The sequence below is a fragment of the Polaromonas sp. P1_E1_2 genome (assembly GCF_056406035.1).
The window spans coordinates 1-7,267 of sequence record NZ_JBFUAZ010000170.1; the positions used below are offsets into that span (position 1 = coordinate 1).

6 protein-coding genes are annotated in these 7,267 nt (G+C 61.3%); 3 read left to right on the forward strand and 3 right to left on the reverse strand.

All coding sequences use genetic code 11. The annotated features are described in order from the left end of the window. Positions 1-118: 118 nt before the first annotated feature. Entirely contained in the window at positions 119-1,006 is an 888-nt protein-coding gene (locus tag AC1D1P_RS10210) for a phosphate/phosphite/phosphonate ABC transporter substrate-binding protein (protein ID WP_477672889.1), read from the reverse strand. 769 nt (positions 1,007-1,775) lie between these two features. On the opposite strand from AC1D1P_RS10210, the gene AC1D1P_RS10215 reads away from it, so the two are divergent. From AC1D1P_RS10215 to AC1D1P_RS10225, 3 genes are all read left to right on the forward strand, one after another. Continuing rightward, positions 1,776-2,777 (forward strand): ABC transporter substrate-binding protein, encoded by a 1,002-nt coding sequence (locus AC1D1P_RS10215; RefSeq protein WP_477668908.1) that lies wholly within the window; start codon positions 1,776-1,778, stop codon positions 2,775-2,777. A 111-nt stretch (positions 2,778-2,888) separates the two neighbouring features. After that, positions 2,889-3,710: an ABC transporter ATP-binding protein gene (locus AC1D1P_RS10220; protein WP_477672890.1), complete on the forward strand. Its 822-nt coding sequence runs from the start codon at positions 2,889-2,891 to the stop codon at positions 3,708-3,710. 2 nt (positions 3,711-3,712) lie between these two features. Beyond that, on the forward strand, positions 3,713-4,480 hold the full coding sequence (locus AC1D1P_RS10225) for an ABC transporter permease (protein WP_477668909.1): 768 nt from the start codon (positions 3,713-3,715) through the stop codon (positions 4,478-4,480). Between the two features lie 679 nt (positions 4,481-5,159). Here AC1D1P_RS10225 and AC1D1P_RS10230 read toward each other — a convergent pair. Further along, on the reverse strand, positions 5,160-5,648 hold the full coding sequence (locus AC1D1P_RS10230) for a cyanophycin metabolism-associated DUF1854 family protein (RefSeq protein WP_477672891.1): 489 nt from the start codon (positions 5,646-5,648) through the stop codon (positions 5,160-5,162). Positions 5,649-5,662: 14 nt separating this feature from the next. Next, positions 5,663-7,267: cyanophycin metabolism-associated ABC transporter (locus AC1D1P_RS10235; protein WP_477672892.1), on the reverse strand; the 1,605-nt coding region annotated here is incomplete at its 5' end.

Sequence of the window (7,267 nt, forward strand, 5' to 3'; positions counted from 1 at the left end):
GTATCGCCCTTTTTTCCTGGGCTTGTACGCCGCAGGAAAATGCCAATATGGCGGCCAGCAGTCCGGCCCGCCATGGCGAAAGTGAAAACAGACGTGCTTGAATCAACGTACCCATTTTTTACTCCCTCGTGTAGTCCAACAAATCCAGGTAGTCCTTCCGTTCAGCTCTGGCCCATGCCTTCACGCCCATCGAAGCCATCACTGCTGCGCTTTCTGAATTGGTGGCCAGCAGCGCGTCGCGCAGCTGCTGCACCATGTCCGCGGCCAGGCTGGGACTGGCAAGCACCGACCAGTTCACCACCGGCTGGGTTTCAGCCACCACGCGCCCGCCCTCTTCCACCCACTTTTTGGCAATGGTGGGATTGACCACGCCGATCTGGCCCATTCCGGACTTCACAAACTGCGCGACTTCTTCCTGGAAGCGAACGTGTGTCACGCGGACCTGCCCAAGTTTTTGCCGCCGCAGTTCCGCCAGGGCCACCGCACTGGTGGCGGCAGACTCGTCGGGCATGATGACTTTTGCATCAGCCGCATCCGCCAGGGTTTTAATGGGCGAATCCTTGGCCACGATGAAGGCCGCCTTGTAGGGGTCGGCGCGCCGCACCACCGGCTGGTAGCCGTTGTCGCGCACCAGCTTGGCCAGCTGGTTGACGGATTTTCCGAAGACAAACTCCGGCTTGCTGGCGCCTTGGGCCACCGCCATGAAGCGCTTGATATCAACCATGGGCTCCACGACGATGGGCCGCCCCTTGAGCTGGGTGCTGATGAAGTCGGCGGCAGGGCGATAACGGTTGGTCAGCAAAAATGAGTTGGTGTCACCCCCCACCGCTTCATTGACCAGCAACCGCCAGTTCGAGCCACCTGCCGGTTTTTTAGCCGCAGAAGCAGCGGCAGCAGCTGAAACCTGGGCCCAGGCGCTACCCGGCCCACCCATACCCCCTGCGAGGGCGCCCAGGCCCAGGACTGACAACATCTGACGGCGAAGCTGCGAGGAAGGTGTTTTCATGAAAGCCTTGTTTTGGAAAGCCCGCTAACCCGGTACATCGTTGCTGGATGACTTCGGCTACTGCCCCAAGGCTTTGTCAAGGCTTCGGAACTGCACGGCCTCGCGGCTTAATCCTTGTCACCTACGCAAATACACTCTATGGACCGGCTGCAAAAATAGTCAAAGGCTGTTCATGGCACCCGCCCTGTCAGGGCTGACAGGTAAACCCCGGCAAAGGCACCTGCGCGGCGAGGCCCGGCTTCAAGCAATGGCAGCGGTCCGGGTCAAACGTAAACAGCTGTAACGCCTTCAACCCAGCCCAAAGACTTGTTGATGACCGGGACTACGGCGTGCAATCCGCCATCTTTTAATAGCTGCCTCTGGGCATCCTCCCGGCCAGGCCGGTCAATATGCGGAAGACGGGCAAGGCCGTCCGCCCAAAAATACGGATGCCGAAACATCACAAAATGCATCCTGTGAGTAATCCCAGTGTGTGAACAATGACAGCGCCTGAACGCGGCAGGTGTTGCTCTTAGGCCAATCCGCATCGCCCAGCGGCAAGACCCACCAGACACCTGAACTGCCGGGGCAATGCCAAAGTTCTACTCCGCAGCGTGGCAGGCATTGTTTTTGCTGTATCGTTTTGAGGTTCGCTTCGATTTCACGGCCACCGCGTTCTTATGCTGATTGCTGGCCTGCCGGTCTCCCCTTTTTGCAACCCCTTCAAGAAAATTCCGCCATGAAAAATCGTGCACCTGCCGCATCTGCCCTTCCCAGCCTTGTCGCCAGGATGACCGGGGCGGTGATCGCCCTGGCGGCCCTGAACGCCCATGCGCAAAACACGCCGATCAAGTTCCAGCTCGACTGGCGCTTCGAAGGCCCGTCCGCCCTCTTCCTCACGCCGGTGGCCAAGGGTTACTTCAAGGCCAACAAGCTCGACGTGACGGTGGACGCCGGCAATGGCTCAGGCGGGGCGGTGACCCGTGTCGCCTCGGGCACCTACGACATGGGTTTTGCCGACATGGCCTCCGTGATGGAGTTTCACGCCAACAACCCGGACGCACCCAACAAGCCGGTAGGCGTGATGATGGTCTACAACAACACCCCGGCCTCCGTCATGGCCCTCAAGAAGTCAGGCATCAAGACGCCTGCCGACCTGAACGGCAAAAAAATGGGCGCGCCGGTGTTTGATGCCGGCCGCCGCGCCTTCCCGATTTTTGCCAAGGCAAACAACATCACCGGCTTCCAGTGGACAGCCATGGACCCGCCGCTGCGCGAAACCATGCTGGCCCGCGGCGACGTGGACGCCATCACCGGCTTTACCTTTACCTCGCTGCTCAACCTGGAAGCGCGCGGCGTGAAGGCAGAAGACGTGGTGGTGCTGCCCTATGCCGACTTCGGCGTGAAGCACTACGGCAACGTGGTGATCGTCTCGCCCAAGCTCATCAAGGAAAACCCGGCCGCCATCAAGGCGTTCCTGCAAGCCTTTACCAAGGGTGTGAAAGACGTGGTGGCCGACCCGGCCGCCGCCATCGAATTCGTGAAAGCGCGCGACGGCATCATCAATGTCCCGCTGGAAGTACGCCGCCTGCGCCTGGCCATCGACACCGTCGTCAACAGCCCCGACGCACGCGCCGAAGGCTTCGGCCAGGTCAAGGCGCCGCGCCTCTCGCTGATGGCCTCCCAGGTGTCGGACGCTTTCGGCACCAAGACCCGTGTCAACCCCGACGCGGTGTGGAACGGCTCCTTCCTGCCCACGGCAGCCGAGCTGAATGTGCTGCCGAAGAAATAAGTCCTGGCTTCAGGCCCCGTGCCTGGCACCATGCCCGCCCGGATTGCTACACTTTTCATAGCTGCTTGCGCACGTCCCTATTGAGCTAACAGCCGTTTTCATACCTAAAACATGCCCCTCGCCACCGCTGACAGCCCTTTTGTTGACTTCCGCGACGTCTGGCTTGCCTACAACGACGAATTGCTTGCGCGCAAGCAATTCTCCGTTGAGGCCATAGACCTGCAGGTGCGGCAGGGCGAGTTCATCGCCATCGTCGGGCCGTCGGGTTGCGGCAAGTCCACTTTCATGAAGCTGGCCACCGGCCTGAAGATGCCGTCGGCCGGGAGCATCCTGATTGACGGACGGCCCGTGACGGGGCCCTTGAAGATTTCCGGTATGGCCTTCCAGGCGCCATCGCTGCTGCCCTGGCGCACCACCGTCGGCAACGTGTTGCTGCCGCTCGAAATCGTCGAGCCTTACCGCAGCCAGTTCAAGGCCAGGCGCAAGGAGTTCGAAGAGCGGGCGCGCAAGCTGCTGCAGAAGGTTGGCCTGGCGGGTTATGAGGACAAATTTCCGTGGCAGCTGTCAGGCGGCATGCAACAGCGTGCCAGCATTTGCCGCGCGCTGATTCATGAGCCAAAAATGCTGCTGCTCGACGAGCCCTTCGGCGCGCTCGACGCCTTCACGCGCGAAGAGCTCTGGTGCATCCTGCGCGACCTCTGGACCGAGCAGCGCTTCAACGTGATCCTGGTCACGCATGATTTGCGCGAGTCGGTCTTTTTGGCCGACTCCGTCTATGTGATGAGTAAAAGCCCGGGACGCTTTGTCGTGCGGCGCGAGATTGAACTGCCGCGTCCGCGCGACCTGGAAGTGACCTACACCCGCGAGTTCAGCGACATCGTGCATGAGCTGCGCGGCCACATCGGCGCGGTGCGCGGCGGAGCCGCCGTATGAACATGAACAACAAACAGCTCGAACGCTGGGCGCCATGGGCGTTACTGGCAGCCGTGGTGGCACTGTGGCAGGCGGTGTGCGCCGGGTTTTCAATAGCGGAGTTCATCTTTCCCGCGCCGCTGGCCATTGCCCAGGCCATGGCTGAATTTGCCGGCCCGATCGCCGAGGCCGCCTGGAAAACCTTCTGGGTCACGATGGTGGGTTTCGGTCTGTCCATCGTGGTCGGCGTATTGCTGGGCTTTCTGGTGGGCTCGTCACGGCTGGCCTATGCCGCGGTCTATCCGCTGTTGGTGGCATTCAACGCAGTGCCCAAGGCCGCGATTGTTCCCATCCTCATCGTCTGGTTCGGCATCGGCGTGGGCCCCGGCATCCTCACGGCTTTTCTGATTTCGTTTTTCCCCATCACCGTGAACATGGCCACGGGCCTGGCCACGCTGGAACCCGAGCTCGAAGACGTGCTGCGCGTGCTGGGCGCCAAACGCTGGGACGTGCTGGTCAAGGTCGGCCTGCCGCGTTCCATGCCCTACTTCTTCGCCTCGCTCAAGGTCGCGATCACGCTGGCTTTTGTCGGCACCGTGCTGGCTGAAATGACGGCGGGTGATTCAGGCATTGGCTACCTCATGCAAAGTGCCGGGTCGCAACAACGGCTGGCGTTGGCTTTTGCCGGGCTGGTGGTGATTGGGGCGATGGCTATGGCGATGTATGAATTGTTTAGCTATGTTGAGAAGCACACTACCGGGTGGGCGCATCGGGGGTCGCAGGGGGACTGAGGTATTCAGCCGGGTCTTGCTCCGGCGTGGCGCTTTTTGCTGAGGCTTGCTGGCCGGGGGTTGCCCGGCGGCAACTCACTTTTCTTTTGGGTCGCCAAAAGAAAAGTAAGCAAAAGAAAAGGCGACCCTGCTGTCTGCGTCCCTTCGCTGCGCTACGGGCAACCTGCGGTGCTCGRKYCARGCGGGGTCTCGCTCGAACTCGCTACGTTGCACTTCGCTCAGACAATCGCGATCCCTGATCCGCCTGAACCTGCGCTCCTCGGCGCAGACAGAAGGGCCAATCGGGAGCGGGGACCGAATACCGAAATACCAGGAAACCAATACCAACAAGGACACGCCATGGCGTGTCCTTGTTTCTTCTGGTATTCGGGGTTCTGCCTTTGGCTGTTGGGAGTTCGGCTGTTCGGTATTCCGCCCCCCACCCCTTGTGGATGCGCCGAGGAGCGCAGGGCCAGACGGATCAGGGCAAAAAACTTGTTTGAGCGAAGCGAGTTGTTTTTGACCCCGGCTGGACCGAGCACCGCAGGTTGCCCGTAGCGCAGCGAAGGGACGCAGGAACCAGGGTCGCCTTTTCTTTGCTTACTTTCTTTTGGCGAAGCAAAAGAAAGTGAGTTGCATGCCGGGCAACCCCCGGCCAGCAACCATCAGCTAAGAGCACGTAGCTGGGGCAAGACCCGGCCTAAAGAAACCGTTCCAACAACCGCCGCGACCCCCGGTCCAGCGCCGTCATATCCTTCACGCTGTACTGCACCCCCTGGCTGCCGGCAATCAGCAAACCCGTGCGCCCCAGGCGGCGAATGTCTTCCTCACCCTTGAGCACAAAAGACGTTTCTCCCCTGTCGGTCTCTACCGTCCACACGCTGGGGGTGGCAAAGGTCGAAACGCTTTTGAGCCGTGTGATTTCAGGGGCGAAATCGCGCAGGGCCAGTTCTTCCTCCAGCACGGTACGCGCTTGCGCCGGCAAGGCCTGCAGGTCTTCCACCCAGGCCACCTCGTGCCCTTCGGCGTTAATCAGTGAAATGCCTTCATCGGGGGCAGCCAGGGGAAAGGCCCGTACCGGCACCACGCCCACATGCTGCAGGCCACCGGCATCGACGAACACCAGCCGGCCCGACGCCGTGCGTTCCAGGGAAAAGGAAGGAGAAGAGAAATGAGAAGAAGTTGTCATGTGCAATCCTTGGCTCACCGATTGCCGGTGTGCTGCGCGGTGTGGGCCAGCTGCGAGGTGGCCACTGCGATAAGGCTTTGCGCTGCTTCCTCGCCGCCCTCTTCGCTGTCGACCTGGCGCGCCTGGGCCTCGTACAGGCGCCAGTAGGCTCCCTGCTGCGCCATCAGTTCGTCGTGCGGGCCCACTTCAACCACCTGGCCGCGGTCCATCACCACCAGGCGGTCGGCCTTGCGCAGTGTTGAAAGGCGGTGGGCAATGGCAATCGTGGTGCGGCCCTGCACCAGGTTGTCGAGGGCACGCTGGATTTCTTTTTCCGTTTCGGTGTCCACCGATGAGGTCGCTTCGTCGAGGATCAGGATGCGCGGGTTGATCAGCAAGGCCCGCGCAATCGAGATGCGCTGGCGCTCACCACCCGACAGCCCCTGTCCGCGCTCACCCACCAGCGAGTCATAGCCCTGCGCCAGCCGCAAAATGAATTCATGCGCATGGGCGGCACGCGCGGCCGCGACGATTTCAGCGCGCGTGGCGCCCGGCTTGCCGTAGGCGATATTTTCGGCAATCGTGCCGAAGAAAAGAAACGGCTCCTGCAGCACGAGGCCGATGTTGCGGCGGTAGTCGGCCACACCGAAGCGGCGGATGTCGGTGCCGTCCACGCTGATGGAGCCGTCGCTCACGTCGTAAAACCGGCAGATCAGGTTGACCAGCGTGCTTTTGCCTGAACCGCTGTGGCCCACCAGTCCGATCATTTCGCCGGGGCGGATCTGCAGATCGAGCCCGCGAATGACCGAGCGGTTGCCGTAACGGAACCCGAGGTTCTTCATGTCGATGCGGCCTTCGAGCGCACCAATCTTCACCGGGTTGGCCGTTTCGGGCACGTTGGAGACGTGATCGAGGATGTCGAAAATGCGCTTGGCGCCGGCGGCGGCCTTTTGCGTGACGGAAACGATGCGGCTCATCGAATCAAGCCGGCCGTAAAAGCGGCCGATGTAGGCAATGAAGGCCGTCAGTACGCCGACGGTGATCTGCTGGCGCGACACCAGCCAGATGCCGAAAGCCCAGACCACCAGCAGGCCGACTTCTGTGAGCAATGAGACGGTGGGCGTGAACAGTGACCAGGTCTTGTTGAGCTTGTCATTGACTGCCAGGTTGTGCTGGTTGACCTCACGAAAACGCTGGGCTTCGCGCTTTTCCTGGGCAAAGGCCTTGACCACGCGAATGCCAGGAATCGTATCGGCCAGCACATTGGTCACGTCCGACCAGACGCGGTCGATTTTTTCAAATCCGGTGCGCAGCTTGTCGCGCACCACATGGATCATCCAGCCGATAAACGGCAGCGGCAGCAGGGTCACCACAGCCAGCCAGGGGTTGATGGAAATGAGGATCACCGCGGTCATCACGATCATCAGCACATCGGTGGCGAAATCCAGCGCATGCAGCGACAAAAACACGCAGATGCGGTCGGTTTCCGAGCCGATGCGGGACATCAGGTCACCGGTGCGCTTGCCGCCAAAGTAGTCCAGCGAGAGCTCCAGCAGGTGGTCGAAGGTGGCTGTGCGCAGGTCGGCGCCGATGCGCTCGGACACCAGTGCCAGCAAATAGGTGCGCGCCCAGTTCAGCGC

Coding starts and splice junctions, on each gene's coding strand:
- AC1D1P_RS10210 (WP_477672889.1), bottom strand. CDS start 1,006: ATGAAAACACCTTCCTCGCAGCTTCGCCGTCAGATGTTGTCAGTCCTG.
- AC1D1P_RS10215 (WP_477668908.1), top strand. CDS start 1,776: ATGACCGGGGCGGTGATCGCCCTGGCGGCCCTGAACGCCCATGCGCAA.
- AC1D1P_RS10220 (WP_477672890.1), top strand. CDS start 2,889: ATGCCCCTCGCCACCGCTGACAGCCCTTTTGTTGACTTCCGCGACGTC.
- AC1D1P_RS10225 (WP_477668909.1), top strand. CDS start 3,713: ATGAACAACAAACAGCTCGAACGCTGGGCGCCATGGGCGTTACTGGCA.
- AC1D1P_RS10230 (WP_477672891.1), bottom strand. CDS start 5,648: ATGACAACTTCTTCTCATTTCTCTTCTCCTTCCTTTTCCCTGGAACGC.